The organism is Streptomyces sp. NPDC058678 (assembly GCF_042714835.1).
Lineage (GTDB): Bacteria > Actinomycetota > Actinomycetes > Streptomycetales > Streptomycetaceae > Streptomyces.
The window spans coordinates 1,970-17,891 of the sequence record NZ_JBHXSG010000111.1 but is presented as its reverse complement, the minus strand read 5'-3'; the positions used below and the strand labels follow the sequence as shown (position 1 = coordinate 17,891).

Below are 15,922 nucleotides of genomic sequence, written 5' to 3'. Positions count from 1 at the left end.
CGTGTGCGATGGGTTGCCGAGTCCGCCATCGCCTGGCTCCACGGCCCCCGCCGCTTACGAACCCGCTGGGAAACCCGAGACGACATGCACGACGCGTTCCTGCAACTCGCCCACTGCATGACCCTCGCCCGCAAGGACCCAGCATTCTGAAAGGACCCCTAAGCAGCTTGGACAGGGTGGCCATGGACACCCCGGCCGCGTGTGCCACATTCACGCGCCTGGCCCGGACGGGCTGTTCCCACGTGCTTCCCCCCCGTGGGTGTGTGGTCCTGGTCCGCTGCTGCGGCCTGCGGTGACTCATTCCGACCCCTTGACACCGTCTGGCGACGCAACCTAACGTTCGCGAAAGTTTCAGTCAACCGGTTTCCTCGGATGGAAATAGCCGATACATCCGAACAGAGCCCAAGAAACCGGTCATTTCAGTGACAGTGAGATGTCGGCCATGACTGACGTCGAGTCAACTGGGCACTGGAGCCGCCCCTGTGACTCACCGCGGACGCGACCACCGTCGCACTCGCGGCCCCCTGGCACCGGTACGGGCGCCCGTCCACGCAGACGGGAGCACCCGGTCCAGACCGTCTCGCCCCGGTGCCGAGCGAGCCGGCGTCACCGGCGGCCGCCGTCCTCCCCGTTTCGCTCCCGCGGCAGTCCCGCATGCCGCCTCGCATTCGCCGTACGTGCCCCCCCCGAAAGGCCCTCACCCATGCCCGAGTCGTCCACGACGCCTCCCGACATAAGCTCCTTCCTCGCCGTATCCGCCGGTGATGCGCTCGGCGCCTCCGGGCTGTCCGCCTGCGGCGCCGCCTCCTTCAACGGCGGATCGGGCGTCCGCGGAAGCAGCTCCAAGGCGACGTTCACCGCGGACCGGCCCGACCGCGTCACTTCGCGCACCGCCACCGGGACCACCATCACCGACGGCGTCCTCCGCGCCGAACTCGAACCGCTCTCCTGCACGTGTTCCGCCTGACGCACCGGCAGAGCTGACGACCTCGTCGTACCGACCGCTCACGACCCCTGGGACGAACCGATGACAGCCATTGACCGCCCCCTGTTCCGAGACCCCGTTCACGACGGCGCGACCGACCCCACCGTCATCTGGAACCGGCCCGCCGGCGAGTGGTGGATGTTCTACACGAGCCGTCGCGCCGACGCGCCACCGATGAACGACGTGAGCTGGGTGCACGGGAGCGACATCGGGATCGCGTCCTCCTCGGACGGAGGAGCCACCTGGCTGTACCGGGGCATCGCCGAGGGGCTGGACATCGAGTCCGGGCGGCATACCTACTGGGCGCCCGAGATCGTCGACGACGGAACCGAGTACCACATGTTCGTCAGCGTGATCCGCGGTGTTCCGACCCAGTGGGAGGGTCATGCACGCGTGATCCGTCACTACACGAGCCACGACCTCTTCTCATGGACTTACCGTTCCACCCTGTCGCTCTCGTCCGAGAGAGTGATCGACGCCTGCGTCCTGCGGCTCCCCACAGGCGGCTACCGCATGTGGTACAAGGACGAGGCCGATGACGCGCACACCTACGCGGCGGACAGCGACGATCTGGCGCGGTGGACCGTCCGGGGGCCCGCCGTCGAGTGCTCGAAGCACGAAGGCCCGAACGTCTTCGAACTCGGCGGCAGCTACTGGATGCTCGTCGACGAATGGCATGGACAGCGGGTTCTTCACTCACGGGACCTGGAGACATGGGAACCGCGAGGACTCATCCTCGATCGTCCCGGGCAGGGCCCGGACGACGGGGGCTACGGCTACCACGCCGATGTCGTCACCAGCGAACTCGGCGCGTTCGTCTTCTACTTCTCGCACCCCGGGCGATCCGAGGAGGGCCCCGGACAGCACAGCGGCCACAACGACCGCCGGAGCTCGATCCAGGCCGCCCGCCTGCGGGTGAGTGGAGACACCCTCGTGTGCGACCGCGACGAAGCCCTTGAGGCCCCCGTCCTGCCTCTCGAAGGGCCGGTCCGGTGAGAGGAATCCGACGCGTGACAGCAGGGGCCCGTCGGGCGGGGATGATCCCGTTCGTCGCCGCGCTGCTGTTCGTCACCGCATGCCAAGCCGAAGAACGGGCCGGCTCCGGTGTGACCCTGCTCGACGGGAACCGGATCGCCGTCACCGGCCCGACCGTCATTTCCGCCCTACCGGTCGACGACCAGGGAAACGTCGACGCCGCACACGCACGCAGCCAGATCCCGTCGCTCAAGAGCGTGGCGGTGCAGTACCCCGACGTCCGGGTCCTCATCACCGACTCCGACGGCCACACGACCGACGCCGCCCTGCAGAACTTCGCGGCCAACTGGTCCATCCCGTCGGCACTCGTGGTCGCCGCGGACTCGGCATCCGCCGGCGCAGACCTGCCCAGGGACGGCCGGCTCCACACACTCCTGATCGGCGGCGACGGACACGTCACCGCCGACTGGCCGAACCGCGCTGCTCCGACGCAGGCAATCGTCGCCGCGCTCCGCAAGGTCACGGGGAGCTCACCCACCCATCCCGACAGCGTTGTACGGGGAGAGGCATCATGAGACACATCGCAGAGATAAGACGGTTCATCGCCGGCACGGTCGTCACCATGCTGCTCGCCTGCGCCGCGGTGGCGCTGACGCCGGCCGCACCGGCACAGGCGGCGGGCACGAACTACTACGTGGACTGCTCGGCGGCAGCCAACGGCACCGGCACCTCCGACTCGCCGTGGAACTCACTGGCGGGCCCGAACGCGAAGACCTTCGCACCGGGGGACCAGTTGCTGCTGAAGAGAGGGACGACCTGCACCGGCACCCTGCACCCGCTGGGCTCGGGCAGCGCGGCAGGTGGGTCGATCACCATGGACGCCTACGGCACGGGCGCCCTGCCGATCATCGCCGGAGGCGGCGGCACGGACGCGATCTACCTGCACAACCAGGAGTACTGGGAGATCTCCAACCTGGAGGTGACGAACACCGGTGCCGTGAAGGGCGCGAACGCGCGGCGCGGTGTCTACGTGGTGCTCGAGAACTACGGGACCGGGAACCACTACAAGATCGGCAACCTCAACGTCCACGACGTGAACGGCAATCAGTCGAAGGAAGTCGACGGCAGCGCCGGAATCCTCTTCGCCGTTCTCGGGACCACGACGCCGAGCGCCTTCAACGACGTGGTCATCGACGGCAACACCGTGGCCGACATCGCCCGCAGCGGTATCAACATGTCCAGCACCTGGCTGTGCCGGCCGTCCATCGGCTGCAACAACCCCGCCTGGACCCCCTGGACCGGTGTGGTCGTCAAGAACAACACCGTCCATGACACGGACGGCGACGGCATCGTCGTACAGATGTCGAAGGACGCTCTCATCGAGCACAACGTCGTCTACAACGCGGCCAAGGGGAACTCCGCGAACGCCGGCATCTGGGCCTGGGACTCCGACGGCACCGTGATCCAGTACAACGAGGCGTACGGGACCAAGAAGACTTCCGGAAACCCCGACGGCCAGGGCTTCGACGTCGACTACGGGCAGGACGGCACCATCGTCCAGTACAACTACAGCCACGACAACGAGGGAGGGTTCCTCCTCTTCTGCGGCTGCGGCGGAGGATCACGCCTCAGCAGCAACGCGGTGGCCCGCTACAACGTCAGCGAGAACGACCGTCTCCGCGTCATCAACATGCTCGGGTCCCAGGACTCCACGTTCTACAACAACACCATCTACGTCCCCTCGGGATCCACCGCGAACATCTTCGAGGTCTCAGGCGCCTGGAACGACCTCACGCTCGCCAACAACCTCGTCTACAACCTGGGCAGCGGCGGCTACGTCTACACCACCGGCCAGCCGGCCTCGAACTTCTCCTGGCGGAACAACCTCTTCTACGGCAACCACCCGGCAAGCGAGCCGGCCGGCAACGGAAACATCACCGCGGATCCCCTGCTGGCCTCGCCCGGCAGCGGCGACACCGGCATCGGCAGCGTCGCGGGCTACCAGCTCACCGCGTCGTCTCCGGCCATCGGCGCGGGAGTCGTCATCCCCGACAACGGCGGCAAGGACTACTGGGGATCGCCCGTCCCCTCGGTCTGCGCACCCGACATCGGCGCCGACCAGTTCAGCTCGCCCTCCGACGCGACCTGCCTCGCGAACGAGAACCTCGGCTTCGAGAAGGGATCGCTCACGGCATGGAGCGCGTGGAACTCCGCCTCGGTGGTGAACTCGGGCGCCCACAGCGGAACCTGGGCGGCCCGGGTCGGGCCGTCGCCCGCCTCCGTGGAACAGTTCGTCCCGGTCGCGCCCCGCACGACCTACCGCGTCTCGGGCTGGGTGAAGTCCGCTGTCGCCGGTGAGGTCATGAACATCGGAGTCAAGAACACCGGTGGCCTCGAAACGGCGGCCAGCGCCAGCGGCACCGGGTGGACCTTCGTGTCCGCCGACTTCACCACCGGGGCGGCGAACAGCACCGTGCGCCTGTACTGCTACAAGAGCACGGGCAGCAGCAACGGCTACTGCGACGATCTCGCCGTCACTCCCGTCAAGAACCACGTGATCAACGGCAACTTCGAGTCCGGCCACACCGTGCCCTGGCGCAATGGCGACTTCTCGCTCACGGGCACCTCGTCCAACGGCAACGCCGCCGGACTGGCGAACTCGTCGCTGAGCGGCAGCACCCTGTGGCAACTGGTCTACACCCTCGAGCCGAACACCACCTACCGGCTGAGCGGCGCGATCAGGAGCCAGACCGCCGGCACCACGACGGCACTGGAGGCCAAGCTCTACAACGGTTCCGCCGTCACGAGCGCCTCGACCACGTCGAGCACCTACTCGAAACAGTCGACGACCTTCACGACAGGGGCAGGTGTGACCACCGCGCGCATCTACTGCCACCTCGTCTCCGGAACCGGCGACGGCTACTGCGACGAGGTCACCCTGACCGAGCAGTGAACGACATCGAGCAGTGAACGCATCGACCCACACGACGCTTCGGTAGTCGTGTGAGACCTGGGCGTGGGCGTGCCCGTCTGATCACGGACCGAGTCCGTGCGGCACGCCCACGCTCTCCCTCGTTCGACCGGGCGCGACTCACTCAAGGGAGAGATGTACAAAATCATGGAAACGTCACGACGTCGGGAACAGCTCGGCCTGCACGAAGCCGCCCGCCCCGGAACGCTGTCCCGGCGTGGAGTCCTCAAGGGAGCGGCGGTCACGGTGGGGGCCGCCTCGCTGAGCCTCGCCGGATTGGGGGAGGCTCACGCGGCCGACGCCGCCATGACCGCCACGTCACCGGACGGCAGCAACAAGATCACGGTGTCGCTGGTCGGCGGAGCGCTCTCCTGGTCGCTCAAGCGCGCCGGCACGACGGTCCTCGACACCTCGGTGCTCGGACTCGCGATGAGCGACGGCACCACGCTGGGCACCGCCAACACCGTGATGACGACCTACCAGCACTGGACCAAGGACAGCACCTGGACCCCGGTGTACGGACGCAACGCGACGATCCGCGACCACTACCAGGAAATGCGCTGGAAGCTGCAGGACACCGCCGGCGGCGTCTCCTTCGGCATCCAGATACGCGCCTACAACACCGGAGTCGCGCTGCGCTACACGCTGCTCGACACGGGGAGCGTCACCATCTCGGACGAGCTGACCGGCTTCGTGTTCCCCGGCGGCACCCTGGTCCACAGCGCCCGGGACGAGAACGTGTACAGCGCCGTCGCACCGGACGCGATCCCCTCCACCGGCACGTCAGGCACGGACGTCGGCCCCCTCACCGACATGCCGCTGCTGGTCACCCTGGACAGCGGGCTGCGCGCCTGCGTCTGTGAGTCCTCCCGCGTCAACTACCCGCGAGCGATGCTCACGTCGGTCTCCGGGCAGAGCAACACACTCAAGACGTACCTGCTGAAGAAGACCGCCCGGGGCAGCGGCCCGGTGCAGACCACCTCCACCGTCACCACGCCGTTCGCCACCCCGTGGCGGGTGCTCGTCCTCGGCTCCGACGACACCGACCTGGTCGACAACGCCGAACTCGTGCTCAACCTGGCCCCGGCCAACATCCTGACCGACACGACGTGGATCCGGCCGGGCAAGGTGTTCCGCTGCAACCTGACCACCGCCGCGGGAATCGCCGGCGTGGACTTCGCCGTCGCCCGCAGCCTGGACTACATCGAGTACGACGCGGGATGGTACGGGCCGGAGTTCACCACCACCAACGCGACCGCGGCGATCCCGGAGATCGACCTGCCCATGGTGATCAACCATGCCACGTCGAACGGCATCGGCGTCTTCCTCTACGTCAACCGTCTGGCCCTGACCGACCCCGACACCCTGTTCGCCCTCTACAAGAGCTGGGGCGTGGCCGGAATCAAGCTCGGATTCATCAACGACGGCACCCAGACCATGACCAACCAGATCATCACCTGGGCCAAGACCGCCGCCAAGTACAACCTGCTGATCGACATGCACGACAACGTGCGGCCGTTCGGCTACGAGCGCACCTACCCCAACTGGATCAGCCTGGAGGGCGTCCGGGGCAACGAGCAGTTCCCCACCGCCACCCACAACGTGACCCTGCCCTTCGCCCGCAACGTCGGCGGCCCGATGGACTACACCATCTGTTACGGGCAGTCCCGCAACCTGACGACCAACAACCACCAGTTGGCGATGGCGGCGGTGTACTACCAGCCCCTCAACTTCCTCTACTGGTACTCCACACCGTCGTCTTACGCCACCACCGCCAACTGGCCCGGACTGTCGTGGTTCGACGCGGTCCCCACCACGTGGGACGAGAGCAAGACCCTCGCCGGTTCGATCGGCGAGTACGTCGCGGTCGCCCGCCGCAGCGGTACCACCTGGTTCCTCGGCGCGATGACCAACGAGACCGCCCGCACCCTGTCGGTCCCGCTGGACTTCCTCGACAGTGGCGTCAGCTACACCGCCACCATTTACGCGGACGGAACGGCGGGAACCGTCCCGCGTGCCACGCCCACCGTGGTCAGCACCCGGACGGTCACCTCCTCGACGACTCTGAGCATGGTGATGACCAGCGCGGGTGGTCAGGCGGTCGTCCTCAGGCCGAGCTGACGCCGCGAGATCCGCTGCCGCTCAGTGGCGCTTGACGCTCCGGTCAAGAGAGGTACGGCTGCGTCCCACCGACGCGCTTGGCCATCGCCTCGGCAGAGGTGCCCGTAGTAGCCCCTGAGCGCGAACTCGGCGATCGCGGCGCGGGGATGACGCTCTCGCGGCTCTCCTGCCTGCTCATCCGGCCCGTGTCGCCATGCTGGCTGGCGCCGGTCAGCTCAACGTGAAGTCAGCTGGTGACACGGCCCGGGATCAGTTGCCTGTTTGAACTTGTGCATGGAAACCGATCGGTTTACAGTGAAGGCAAGGAGAAACCGATCGGTTTCCCAGATGAGTTCGGGAGTGCATGATGACGACGAATCGGCCGGTGGCACTGGTGACGGGTGCGTCATCCGGCATCGGAAAGGAAGCCGCCCTCGCGTTGGTCGCAGCGGGTTTCAACGTGGCCGGCACAGGCCGCGACACCTCACGCGTCACCGCGCTCCACGGTGTGACGTTCCTCGACCTCGACGTGGCCAGTGACAAGTCGGTCACCGCCGCGGTCCAGCAGGTGATCGAGCGGTTCGGGCGGATCGACGTCCTGGTCAACAACGCCGGCATCGGCTCGATAGGCGCGGCCGAGGAGACCTCCGTCGCGCAGGCCCAAAACGTGTTCGACATCAACGTCTTCGGCGTCATGCGCATGGTGAAGGAGGTCCTGCCGCACATGCGTGCTCAGGGACGCGGGCGCATCATCAACCTCTCGTCCGTACAGGGCTTCATCCCCGCTCCCTACATGGCCGTCTACGGCGCGTCCAAGCACGCGATCGAGGGCTACTCCGAGTCCCTGGACCACGAGGTCCGGGAGTACGGCGTCCGGTCGCTTCTCGTCGAACCCGCCTACACCCGGACCGGATTCGAGGCCAACAGTGCGAAGCCCGACACGCCCCTGCCGGTCTACGCGGATCAGCGCCACGTCTTCGACCGCCTGATGACAGAGGCGATCAAGGGCGGCGACGACCCCGCCGTTGTCGCCAAGGCGATCGTCGCGGCAGCGACCGACGCGAAGCCGAAACTGCGCTACGCCGCCGGCCCCATGGCCGGGCGCGCGCGCCTGCTCCGCTTCGTTCCCGCCTGGGTCTTGGACAAGCAGATCCGCACGATGAACAAGCTGGCCGGCTGACACCTCCCACCCCGTCACCCGCAAACCCGTTCGCGCCGTTGATACCGGGAGAGACCCATGTCCGAGACCCTGCACTCCGCGGCCGCTACCGTCGCGAGCTGGCGCGCCGCCTCAGAACGCGGTGACGTCGACGCCGCGGTCGCGTGCCTGAGCAGGGACGTCGTGCTCAGCTCGCCGCTCACCGATCAGTTCCGCCTCGAAGGACCCGACCAGCTGCGCTCCTTCCTGACCTCGGCGTTCATGGCGGTCGAGGACATCCGCTTCCACACTCGGACCGGCGAGGGCGACGCGTACGCGCTGTTCTACCGGGCGCGGGTGGGATCCCAGCCGTTCGAGGAGGCGCAACTGCTCCGGCTCGACGACGAGGCACACATCAAGGAGATCACGCTCTTCGGGCGTCCGATGCCGGCCCTCACCGCCCTGATGATCACCTTGGGGCCGAAGCTCGCCCGTCGGCAGGGCCGCCCGGGCCTCGCGGCGCTCATGCGCGCCAGCGCCGCGCCCGTGCACGCGATGGTCACCTTCGGGGACCGCCGCGTGGTCCCGCTGACCCGGCCGGCAGCCCGGCGGACCTGAGAGAACCAGGTCCAGTGGGCGTTTGTCTCCGTTGCCCTTCCAGGAGTGGCGTAGCAGCAGGCGATGTCTTCGGCGGGCGCTTCGCAGCGTCCGGCCGATCCCCCCACGCGCCGAGGTGATGCGGCAACTCGCCGCGCGCTCCGGCGACTTGACCCAGCAGGAGACGCTCGCATGAAACGACGTACGTTCCTTACGGCGACCACCGCCTCGCTGGCCGCCACCCAACTCGCCGGGCCTGCCTACGCCTACGGTTCAACAGCCGGAGATTACGAGGTCGTTGCCCGCTTCTGGGGCGCGATGCCGACCGGTGTCACCGTCTCGCGCCGCGGCCGGGTCTTCGTCAACTTTCCCCGCTGGGGCGACGACGCCCCGTTCACCGTCGCCGAACTGCGGGGTGGGAAGCCTGTGGCCTACCCCGACGCCGAGGTGAACCGCCAGGACGCCTCCGACCTGGCCGGGCACTTCCAGTCGGTGCAGAGCGTCGTCGTCGACCCGGCCGACCGGCTGTGGATCCTCGACACCGGAAGCCCGGGGTTCGCCGGGTCCTCCTACGGCGGTCCCAAGCTCGTGGCGGTCGACCTGCGCACGGACCGGATCGTACGGAAGATCCTCTTCCCGCCCGAGGTGGTGCCGGCGAGCAGCTACCCCAACGACGTGCGCTTCGACCTGCGGCGCGGCGCCGAAGGCATGGCCTTCATCACCGACTCGGGCGGCTCCAACGGGGTGATCGTGGTCGACCTCGCCACGGGCCGCTCCTGGCGGCGACTGGCCGGGCATCCCTCGGCACTCGCGGACGAGGAGTTCCTTCCGGTCATCGAGGGCGAGCCCTTCATGATCCGCCCCGCGGGCGGCGAGCCCACGTACTACGAGACCGGCTCCGACGGCATCGCTCTCAGCGCCGACGGCACGCGCCTCTACTACTGCCCGCTCTCCAGCCGCCGACTGCACAGCGTGTCCACCGACACCCTCGCCGACCCGGACGCCACGGACGCCGAGGTGGCGGCGACGGTCGAGGACCTCGGGTTCAAGCCGATGGCCGACGGCCTGGAGAGCGACGACATGGGGCGGCTCTACGGCGGCGACCTCGAACACAACGCGATCTGGCGCAGGAGCCCGAACGGCACCTACCGGACCCTCGCCCAGGGGAGCGACCTGCTCTGGGTCGACACCCTGTCCGTCGCCTCGGACCGGCACCTGTACGCCATCGCCAACCAGCTCAACCGGCTGTCGCCCTTCCACGAGGGCAAGGACCTGCGCCGCAAGCCCTATCTCCTGGTCCGCCTGCCGATCGACGCCGGGCCGGTCAGGCTCGTGTGACCTCGCCGGCTCGCCCAAGTGGATGCCTGGTCGCTGTCCCGGTGCGCACCCCAGCCGTGCAGCGGTCGACCTCGACCCGGACGCGGACCTGGTCGCGGGCGGGGCAGAGGTGGGCCCTTGCCCAAGCAGGTAGGCGCGGTCGCTGTCAGCCCCAGCATCCGGATGCTGATCGACACCGGATGCCTGCCAGGAGCGGTCCTCCTGGGAGACCCGGCCCGGGGCGCAGAGGGTGCAGTCTGCGGTTCTCCGTGTGTCCGAGGGACGGCCGCCGCCCGGAGTTCAGCGTAGGCCGGCGAAGAGGTCGTTCTCCGGCAGGGGCGTGCCGGTGGTGTCGTGAACCCGGACGAACGTCTCCACGCCCATGAGCTGCGTGAACCTCTCCTTGCCCATCCGCAGGAAGAAGATGTTCTCACCCTGGCTGGCATGCGCGGCCAGCGCGTCGAACTTCTGGCTGCCGAATTCAGTGGTGTCCACCCACGTGGTGATCTCCTCGTCGGGCAGGCCGATTTCGGGCCCCTCTCCGGCCTCGGACGGATCCGGCTCCTCCCAGTCCGCGCCGAACTCGCGCATGATCTCCCCGAACTTCTTCATCATCGAGCGCGGCGCCGTCGTCCAGTACACCTTCGACGCCATCCCGGTCAGCGACAACGCTGCCATCGTGATCCGGTTCGCCTGGATGTGATCGGGGTGGCCGTAGAACCCGTTCTCGTCGTAGGTCACGACGACATCGGGCTGGTAACGCAGCATCAGTTCGGCCAGCCGAGCGGCTGCCTCATCCACGGGCGTACTCCAGAACGATCCGGGCGCGGTGTTGGCCGGCCAGCCCATCATCCCGGAGTCGGCGTACCCGAGCAGCTCAAGATGACCGACCCCCAGCACGTCACAGCTCGCTTCGAGCTCGCCTCGACGCAGCACGGCAACGGCAGCTGGATCATGCCCGGGGTCGCCAGGCTTGGCACCCCCCGGACCGTCACCGCAGCTACCGTCGGTGCAGGTGACGAGCACCGTGCGGATGCCCTCCGCCGCATAACGCCCCAGGACACCCCCTGTGCCCGTAGCCTCGTCGTCCGGGTGGGCGTGCACTGCCATCAGCGTCAAAGGCCGGTCAGTCATGAAATCCATCCCCTGGTCGGTCAAGTGATCGGTGCCAGTCTGCGGCACAGCGGTATGTCGCCGCCCGCAGCCCGCCGAGTCTGTCTCCTTGGCGGCCAGGAACCATGGTCCCGGCCGTCGCGTCTGCCGCGAGATACCCGCGCCGAGGTAGCTCTGGTTGACCCCTTCGTCGTGGACGAGTCTGCCGCTTCGAACGGCCGCTCCCAGAGGAGCGGGTTCTCCTCGATCGACACGGGGAAACGCGAGCCGCCTGACCGGACCGTCACCGCTTGCGAAGATGTCGGGTGCGCAAGGCCCTTCGAGGGCGGGCGTCTCTGGCTCCTCGGCGGCATGGCCTGCGTCGATGAGCAGTGCCGCGGGCCGGGCGAGCCGCGCGGGCGAGAGGCGGGAAACCGAGCCCGCGCCCGTTGTCACCCGGGATGACGGGCCCCGGGACCGCGGCTGCGGTGATCAGACATCGACGTCGTTCGGATATCGACGTCGTTCAGCGGCCCTCGCTATTGGCCGCCTGGTCGCCACCTGGTTGAACAGCGGCGCGTGACGAGGCGGCCCCACTGCCGCTCGCCCTCAGGTACGACCACGAGCTGGGGCCCGCGCAGACCGCCTCGAACGCCTTTCGGCGCCACCGTCGGCCGCGGCGAGGATGACACCGACGACCGCGTGCTTGGTGTTGCCGACATGCGGGCGGTGGTGATGCGATCACGGCTCGGCGACGGCCTCTTTCCCAAGACCGTCGCCGAGCCTCTGAGCGGCCTTCAGACGTCTGCGCGGCGCCGGGTATCTCCCCGGCACCTCCGGGAAACCGATCGGTTTTTATTTCGTCCGATTCGAGTTAACCTCGCGGTATGACCACCAAAGTGAAGCCAAGTCCCAGAGAGCGGCTGCTGGAGGCGGCGGCCACGCTCACCTACCGAGACGGTGTCGGCATCGGCGTCGAGGCGCTGTGCAAGGCGGCGGGGGTGTCGAAGCGCTCCATGTACCAGCTGTTCGAGAGCAAGGACGAACTGCTGGCGGCGAGCCTGAAGGAGCGTGCCGCTGCTTTCGTGGCGAACCTCCTGCCCCCGGCGGACGATGGCCGCTCACCCCGCGAGAGGATCCTGCACGTCTTCGAGCAGCTGGAGTCGCAGGCGGGTGTCCCCGATTTCCGAGGCTGCCGGTACCTGGCTGTGCAGATCGAGCTCAAGGATCAGACCCATCCCGCGAGCCGGGTGGCCCACCAGATCAAAGCGAACCTGACGGCCTTTTTCCGTTCCGAGGCCGAGCAGGGTGGCGCGAGCGATCCCGACCTGCTGGCCCGGCAGCTCATCCTGATCTTCGACGGCGCCAGCGCCCGCGCAGGAATCCAGGCCGACAACCTGACCGGGCTCATCGCACCCACTGTGGCCGCCCTGCTCAATGCGGCAGACATGCGCTGACGCGCTCCGTCTTTGAGCAGGCTCGGCGACCGAAGCGCTCTTTCGGGTTGATGCCCGTCTCCGGCAGCCGGAGTAGCACTCACGGCTTCACGCCCTTGCTTCCCGGCCATCGGAGGTTGATGGCCGTAACGGCGTTGCCGAGCATGCCGCAGGCAAAGAAGCTTGCGGTCTCGTGGACGTCGGCGCCCAGGCGACAGGTGCACGGTTTCCGACAGTCTCATCCGGCCGGCCCGGACGAGCTCGCCCAGCTGGTCATCGTCCTCCGCCTTCGCGGCCGCGACGACGGCGTATCCCTGCATCTGCCCCAGGAGCATTTCGGGGCGCGCCAAGATCAGCCGCGCGTTTTCGTCCGCCCTGGCACGCGGGGCCTGCTTGCCGCCCGCCGGCCCCTGCGGACTGGCCCTCTCGTCGGGAGGCCGCGTCGCTGCAAAGGTCCTCGCGGCCGTGGCGCCTGTCATCCCTGTCGTCGCACGCCTCGTCGACCCGCCCGCAGCACTTGAGCGGTCATTGCGCCGCCGGCAGCGGCCGCCCTTTGTCGCCGAGCCCTCGTCGGCGCGCAGGGCAACGGTCGGGATCGGCGACACCGAGGCGCACGGCGCAGCACTCCTCGAGTCCCTCCGCAGAAGTCCCGCCTGAGGCCGGCCGGCAAGGCCACGTCGATCGCTGTCGGTGGGCCAGCGGCTTCACCGGCCTGCGCCGGACAAGTACGGACTCCGCCGACGGATACGAGGCCAGCCCCCGACGCATCAGCTCCGCCCGGCTCCACCTCGACACCGCGCGCCGTGTCATCGGCACCCAAGCGACTTGCATGACAAAACCGATCGGTTTACGGTGGTGAAAACCGATCGGTTTCTATCTTCGTGGAGTGAGTCATGACAGCAATCAAGGGAGCCAACGTCTTCGTCACCGGAGGCAGCCGTGGCATCGGCAAGATGCTGGTCGAGGAGCTCTATGCGCGCGGGGCCGGCAAGGTCTACGCCACGGCCCGTGACCCGCGCTCGGTGACCCACCCCAAAGCCGTTGCGCTGGCGCTCGAGGCCACCGACCCGGCATCTGTGGCAGCCGCCGCCGAACAGGCCCAGGACGTCACCATCCTGATCAACAACGCCGGCGCCTCCGTCCGCGCTTCGTACCTCGACTCCCCGATGGAGGACGTGCGCCGGGATCTGGAGACCAACTTCTACGGGCCGCTGCTGGTCACCCGGGCCTTCGTGCCGATCATCGAGCGCAACGGCGGGGGCCACATCCTCAACGCCCACTCCGCCCTGTCCTGGCTGGCCGACGGCACGCCCTACGGCGCCTCGAAGGCCGCCCTGTGGTCGCAGACCAACTCCCTGCGCCTGGAGTTGCGGCCGCGCGGCATCGCGGTGACCGGGCTCCACATGGCCTACGTGGACACCGACATGACCTCGGGCGTCGACGCACCCAAGGCCGACCCCCGCGACATCGCCGTGGCCGCACTCGACGGCATCGAGTCAGGCGCGCACGAGGTGCTGGCCGACGACATCACCCGCTGGGTCAAGTCCCAGCTCTCCGCCGACCTGGAAGACATGTACGCCCAGCTGAAGTGAAGCAGTAGCACGCGCTCACGCACTTCAAGGAGATCCGCGTGGCCTGGCGGCGGCCGGGTACCGGGTCGCCGCCCCCGACCAGCGCGGTACGCCCGCAGCGAGCAGCCGCCGGACGTCACGTCGTACACCCTGCTCCACCTCGTCGGCGACGTGATCACCCTGATCGGCGAACTGGGGGAGGAGCAGACGGTCGTCGTGGGCCACAACTGGGGTGCGCCCGTGGCCCGGACAACGGCCATGCTGCGACCGGACAAGATCCGCGCCGTGGCCGGCGGAGTCTTCCGTGGCCAGGGCGGATCGGGCAACCCGCTGAGCGCTGTCGCGCCACTACTGCACGGCCCGATGGTGCTGCCGGGATGCGGGCACTGGACACAGCAGGAGCGTCCAGCCGAGGTCAACGCCGCACTCCTCGACTTCCTCGCCCGCATCGACGGCCCGGCACCCCGATGACACGACCCACCTCAACCAGACAGAGGACGTACTGATGCCAGAGCGCAACCCCATCCTGATCACCGGTGCCGCCGGCGAAATCGGTGGTGTGAGCCGAACGATGGTCGACATGCTGCTTGACCAAGGGCACCCGGTGCGCGCGTTCGTGCGCCAGGACGACGAACGCGCGCACTCGCTCCGCAGGGCAGGAGCCGAGATCTTCGTCGGTGACCTGCTCGACATCGCCGACGTGACCGCCGCGCTGCAGGGCTGCCGCCGCATCTACTTCAGCATGAGCCTGTCGCCGTACTACACCGACGCCGTCAGCCTGATGGCCGCGGCGGCGCGGGCCCAGGGCGACATCGAGGTCTTCGTCAACATCTCCGAGTACGAGCAGTCGTTCATGACGTTCGAGAAGATGACAGCACCGGAGGAAGAGCGGCGTGAATGGCTCGGCGGACTCGTCACGCAGTGGTCCCCGCAGCAACGGGCCCACTGGGTCGCCGAGCAGGTGCTGGACTGGTCCGGCCTCCCGACCGTCAACATACGGGCAGCCATGTTCGTCGAGAACCCTTTGATGACCTGGCTCGCGCTGGGCCCGCTGAGCGACGGTGAACTACGCCTGCCCTTCGGCCACCACCAGCTCGCGCCCATCGCGGGCTACGACGTGGCGGAGCTGTGCGTGCAGATCCTGGCCGACCCGGCGCCGCACATCTCGAAGTCCTACGAGCTCAACGGCCCGGAGCTGAAGGACATGCACGGGTTCGCGGAGGACTACGCGGCCGCGCTGGGACGCCAGGTCACCTACGTCCCCGAAGACGTCGAAACCTGGAACGAGACCTACGTGGACACCGCCCTGGCCGCGTTCCCGCACACCGCGGAGCACCTGAAGACCCTGACCCGGCTGATGGGTGGCGGGGGGTACCGCGGCGTCACCGACCAGCTGGAAACCCTGCTCGGACGCCCGCCGAAGACCGTGCGGTGGGCGCTGGAGAACCACCCGCGCATCCGGAAACTGGCGTCTGCCTGAACCACCTAGCGATCCGGGCCGGGTCCGTTGCGGGAGTTGCCGCCGTTCCTGCCTGCCGGATCACCGGTCCTGGCCGAGATGGTCGGTGACCTCGCCCCGAATGCGGGGCGCTGCCGGGCACTACCTCTGATGCCACCGACATTCCGTTCATGGCGGTGGGGGGGGGGGGGCCCCGCCCCCCCCCCCCGGTAAGACTACAAGGGGGACACTACGACGGGGGTTTTTTGCTGGAGCCCCCAGTTTAAAATCTTAGGGTGGGA

13 protein-coding genes and 1 pseudogene are annotated in these 15,922 nt (G+C 68.2%); 13 read left to right on the top strand and 1 reads right to left on the bottom strand.

Translation table 11 applies throughout. From position 1 onward, the window contains the following. From ACFWWR_RS46045 to ACFWWR_RS46005, 9 genes and pseudogenes are all read left to right on the top strand, one after another. Positions 1-150: pseudogene (locus tag ACFWWR_RS46045) on the top strand (IS5/IS1182 family transposase); the annotation flags it as partial. A 553-nt stretch (positions 151-703) separates the two neighbouring features. Further along, entirely contained in the window at positions 704-967 is a 264-nt protein-coding gene (locus ACFWWR_RS46040; RefSeq protein WP_384310297.1) for a hypothetical protein, read from the top strand. 60 nt (positions 968-1,027) lie between these two features. Continuing rightward, on the top strand, positions 1,028-1,981 hold the full coding sequence (locus ACFWWR_RS46035; RefSeq protein WP_383868393.1) for a glycosyl hydrolase: 954 nt from the start codon (positions 1,028-1,030) through the stop codon (positions 1,979-1,981). A gap of 14 nt (positions 1,982-1,995) precedes the next feature. Next, positions 1,996-2,535: a hypothetical protein gene (locus tag ACFWWR_RS46030; protein ID WP_383868395.1), complete on the top strand. Its 540-nt coding sequence runs from the start codon at positions 1,996-1,998 to the stop codon at positions 2,533-2,535. Then, positions 2,532-4,913 carry a carbohydrate binding domain-containing protein gene (locus ACFWWR_RS46025; RefSeq protein WP_383868397.1) on the top strand — a complete coding sequence of 794 codons (2,382 nt, stop codon included), beginning with the start codon at positions 2,532-2,534 and terminating at the stop codon, positions 4,911-4,913. Before ACFWWR_RS46030 ends, ACFWWR_RS46025 begins: the two co-directional genes overlap by 4 nt. 165 nt (positions 4,914-5,078) lie before the next feature. Next, complete coding sequence (locus tag ACFWWR_RS46020) at positions 5,079-7,052, top strand: glycoside hydrolase family 97 catalytic domain-containing protein (RefSeq protein ID WP_384310295.1); 1,974 nt, start codon at positions 5,079-5,081, stop codon at positions 7,050-7,052. 346 nt (positions 7,053-7,398) lie between these two features. Further along, positions 7,399-8,211: an oxidoreductase gene (locus ACFWWR_RS46015; protein ID WP_383868520.1), complete on the top strand. Its 813-nt coding sequence runs from the start codon at positions 7,399-7,401 to the stop codon at positions 8,209-8,211. A gap of 57 nt (positions 8,212-8,268) precedes the next feature. Further along, on the top strand, positions 8,269-8,787 hold the full coding sequence (locus tag ACFWWR_RS46010) for a nuclear transport factor 2 family protein (RefSeq protein ID WP_383868401.1): 519 nt from the start codon (positions 8,269-8,271) through the stop codon (positions 8,785-8,787). 171 nt (positions 8,788-8,958) lie between these two features. Continuing rightward, positions 8,959-10,104 carry an L-dopachrome tautomerase-related protein gene (locus ACFWWR_RS46005; RefSeq protein ID WP_384310293.1) on the top strand — a complete coding sequence of 382 codons (1,146 nt, stop codon included), beginning with the start codon at positions 8,959-8,961 and terminating at the stop codon, positions 10,102-10,104. Positions 10,105-10,383: 279 nt separating this feature from the next. Here the strand turns inward: ACFWWR_RS46005 and ACFWWR_RS46000 are convergent, their stop codons facing one another. After that, a complete protein-coding gene (locus ACFWWR_RS46000) occupies positions 10,384-11,217 on the bottom strand; it encodes a PIG-L family deacetylase (RefSeq protein WP_384310302.1) in 834 nt (277 codons plus the stop codon). Between the two features lie 845 nt (positions 11,218-12,062). Between ACFWWR_RS46000 and ACFWWR_RS45995 the strand changes: the two genes are divergently transcribed. From ACFWWR_RS45995 to ACFWWR_RS45980, 4 genes are all read left to right on the top strand, one after another. After that, complete coding sequence (locus ACFWWR_RS45995; RefSeq protein WP_383868405.1) at positions 12,063-12,632, top strand: TetR/AcrR family transcriptional regulator; 570 nt, start codon at positions 12,063-12,065, stop codon at positions 12,630-12,632. Positions 12,633-13,504: 872 nt separating this feature from the next. Continuing rightward, entirely contained in the window at positions 13,505-14,203 is a 699-nt protein-coding gene (locus tag ACFWWR_RS45990; RefSeq protein ID WP_383868407.1) for an SDR family oxidoreductase, read from the top strand. Between the two features lie 150 nt (positions 14,204-14,353). Further along, positions 14,354-14,653, top strand: coding sequence for an alpha/beta fold hydrolase (locus ACFWWR_RS45985; protein WP_384310290.1), 300 nt, complete (start codon positions 14,354-14,356; stop codon positions 14,651-14,653). A gap of 34 nt (positions 14,654-14,687) precedes the next feature. Beyond that, positions 14,688-15,662, top strand: coding sequence for an NmrA family NAD(P)-binding protein (locus ACFWWR_RS45980; RefSeq protein WP_383868409.1), 975 nt, complete (start codon positions 14,688-14,690; stop codon positions 15,660-15,662). Positions 15,663-15,922: the final 260 nt, after the last annotated feature.

Coding starts and splice junctions, on each gene's coding strand:
- ACFWWR_RS46040 (WP_384310297.1), top strand. CDS start 704: ATGCCCGAGTCGTCCACGACGCCTCCCGACATAAGCTCCTTCCTCGCC.
- ACFWWR_RS46035 (WP_383868393.1), top strand. CDS start 1,028: ATGACAGCCATTGACCGCCCCCTGTTCCGAGACCCCGTTCACGACGGC.
- ACFWWR_RS46025 (WP_383868397.1), top strand. CDS start 2,532: ATGAGACACATCGCAGAGATAAGACGGTTCATCGCCGGCACGGTCGTC.
- ACFWWR_RS46020 (WP_384310295.1), top strand. CDS start 5,079: ATGGAAACGTCACGACGTCGGGAACAGCTCGGCCTGCACGAAGCCGCC.
- ACFWWR_RS46015 (WP_383868520.1), top strand. CDS start 7,399: ATGACGACGAATCGGCCGGTGGCACTGGTGACGGGTGCGTCATCCGGC.
- ACFWWR_RS46010 (WP_383868401.1), top strand. CDS start 8,269: ATGTCCGAGACCCTGCACTCCGCGGCCGCTACCGTCGCGAGCTGGCGC.
- ACFWWR_RS46005 (WP_384310293.1), top strand. CDS start 8,959: ATGAAACGACGTACGTTCCTTACGGCGACCACCGCCTCGCTGGCCGCC.
- ACFWWR_RS46000 (WP_384310302.1), bottom strand. CDS start 11,217: ATGACTGACCGGCCTTTGACGCTGATGGCAGTGCACGCCCACCCGGAC.
- ACFWWR_RS45995 (WP_383868405.1), top strand. CDS start 12,063: ATGACCACCAAAGTGAAGCCAAGTCCCAGAGAGCGGCTGCTGGAGGCG.
- ACFWWR_RS45990 (WP_383868407.1), top strand. CDS start 13,505: ATGACAGCAATCAAGGGAGCCAACGTCTTCGTCACCGGAGGCAGCCGT.
- ACFWWR_RS45980 (WP_383868409.1), top strand. CDS start 14,688: ATGCCAGAGCGCAACCCCATCCTGATCACCGGTGCCGCCGGCGAAATC.